This is a genomic window from Streptomyces sp. CO7, from assembly GCF_053474865.1.
Genome location: NZ_JBRIOU010000001.1, coordinates 206,764 through 208,807 on the forward strand (window position 1 = coordinate 206,764; position 2,044 = coordinate 208,807).

A 2,044-nucleotide genomic window follows, 5' to 3' on the forward strand; every position below is an offset into this window, starting at 1 on the left:
GCCCAGCGCACGCGGCCGACGCGGCGGGCCCGGCTGCCGCGGCTGACCCGGCTGACCCGGCTGACCCAACTGCCGCGGCCAACCCAGCTGACCCAGCGGGCCCGGCTGACCCGGCCGACGCAACTGACCCGGTTGGCTCGGCTCCTGCGGTCGACCCGGCTGACCCGGCTGACGCGGCCGACCCAGCTGACCCAGCTGACCCGGCGGGCCCGGCTCACCCGGCGGGCCCGGCTCGCCCGGCTGCCGCGGTCGACCCCGCCAACCCCGCTGACGCGGCCGGGTCGGCGGGCCCGGGCGCTCGCCGGGTGCGGGCGCGGGCCGCTCGCCGCGCCTGGGCACGGGCCGCTCGCCGGAGCGGCTGATTCCGGGCGCTCCGCGTCCGGGGCGCCCGCACCGCTCCGTTTCCGGGGGGAAGCAGCGGGCAAGCGGGCGGCATGACGGGTATATCGACGACGTGGCGCGCCCGGAGCACCGCTCGGCGCGCCGCCAACAGCTCCGCGATGGACCGTGCGGCCCGGGCCGGCTTCGCGGCGCGCGGCGTGCTCTACCTGCTCATCGGGTTCATCGCGCTGCGCGTGGCGTTCCACGAGGACGGCGGCAAGCAGGCGGACCGCTCCGGCGCGCTCGCCGAGATCGCCGACAAGCCGTTCGGCTCGGTGCTGCTGTGGGCGCTGGGCATCGCCACCGCGGGGATGGCGCTGTGGCGGCTCTCCGAGGCGGCCTTCGGCGCGTCGGGGCCGGACGGGCACAAGGCGCGCAAGCGTCTGTTCTCCGCCTGCCGCGCCGTCTTCTACGGCTTCGTGGCCTACTCCGTGCTGGCCTTCGCCGCGCACCAGGGCGGCGGGGGCGGCGGCGGTGGCGGTGGCGGCAACTCCTCCGACCGGCAGTCCCGGGACTTCACCGCCAAGGCGCTCGAGATGCCGGCGGGTCGCTGGCTGGTGGGCGCCGTGGGGATCGGGGTGATCGTCGCCGGCGGCTGGATCCTCATCCGGGCGGTGCGGCGGAAGTTCCGCAAGCACCTCAAGACGGCGCAGATGGGCCCGCGGGTCCGCCGGACGGTCGACGTCCTCGGCGTCTGCGGCGGCGTGGCGCGCGGCGTCCTGTTCGGCACGATCGGGGTGTTCGCGCTGATCGCGGCGATCCGGTTCGACCCGGACAAGGCGAAGGGCATCGACGACACCCTGCGTTCCTTCACCCAGACCTCGGCCGGTCCGTGGCTGCTGGTCGTGATCGCCGTGGGACTGGTGGCCTTCGCCGGCTTCTCGTTCGCCAGCGCGCGCTACCGCAAGACCTGACGACGACGGCGCGGCGCTCCCGAGCCCCGGACTCCCGGATCACCCCGGTACCGGTCACCGGCTCATCCGGTCGCCGCGCCGTTCCGCACCGCCATGTCCCCCGCCTCGCCCCCCGTCCTGTCCGCCGTCCTGTCCGCCGTCCTGTCCGCCGTCCTGTCCGCCGTCCTGTCCGCCGCTCCGTCGCCGGCCGGGGCGGCGTCCTCGTGCGCCGGCCGGGCCGGGTTCCAGAGGCGGTCGGCCTCGCCGCGGGCCAGGTGCTCCCGGTAGATCCGCACCTTGTACCGCATGACGCCCAGCGCCTCCCGCAGCTCGCCGATCTGCGCCTCGACCCGGTCCTCGTGCCGGCACAGCAGTTCCAGCCGTTCGGCCTCGTTGCCCGGGCCCTGGCGGACCAGCTCGACGTACCGCCGGATCAGCGCCAGCGCCATGCCGGACGAGCGCAGTTTGGTGCAGACGGCCAGCCACTCGAGGTCTTCCTCGTGGTAGATCCGGCGGCCGTTGGACAGGCGGCGCACCGGATTGGCGAACAGGCCCTCCTGTTCGTAGAACCGCAGCGTGTGGACGCTCAGTCCGCTGCGTCGTGCCACTTCACCGATGCTCAGGTCCATGAGCGGCCCTCCGTTCCCTCACTCGCTCCGGCCAGGCCCTTGATCTCGAGCCGACTCTAGCTTTTAGCGTCGGGTCACCGGCCGGTTCTCGGCCGGCCGGTGGACGTCGGAAGAGGACGGGGAACAGACATGGGCGTGTGG

2 protein-coding genes are annotated in these 2,044 nt (G+C 74.8%); one reads left to right on the forward strand and one right to left on the reverse strand.

Annotation, left to right across the window (positions count from 1 at the left end):
* Nucleotides 1-434 precede the first annotated feature (434 nt).
* Nucleotides 435-1,295: a DUF1206 domain-containing protein gene (locus ACOV8S_RS00960; protein ID WP_448315362.1), complete on the forward strand. Its 861-nt coding sequence runs from the start codon at nucleotides 435-437 to the stop codon at nucleotides 1,293-1,295.
* 62 nt (nucleotides 1,296-1,357) lie between these two features.
* Here ACOV8S_RS00960 and ACOV8S_RS00965 read toward each other — a convergent pair whose 3' ends face one another.
* Nucleotides 1,358-1,903, reverse strand: coding sequence for a MerR family transcriptional regulator (locus ACOV8S_RS00965; RefSeq protein WP_448315364.1), 546 nt, complete (start codon nucleotides 1,901-1,903; stop codon nucleotides 1,358-1,360).
* Nucleotides 1,904-2,044: the final 141 nt, after the last annotated feature.

Coding starts and splice junctions, on each gene's coding strand:
- ACOV8S_RS00960 (WP_448315362.1), top strand. CDS start 435: ATGACGGGTATATCGACGACGTGGCGCGCCCGGAGCACCGCTCGGCGC.
- ACOV8S_RS00965 (WP_448315364.1), bottom strand. CDS start 1,903: ATGGACCTGAGCATCGGTGAAGTGGCACGACGCAGCGGACTGAGCGTC.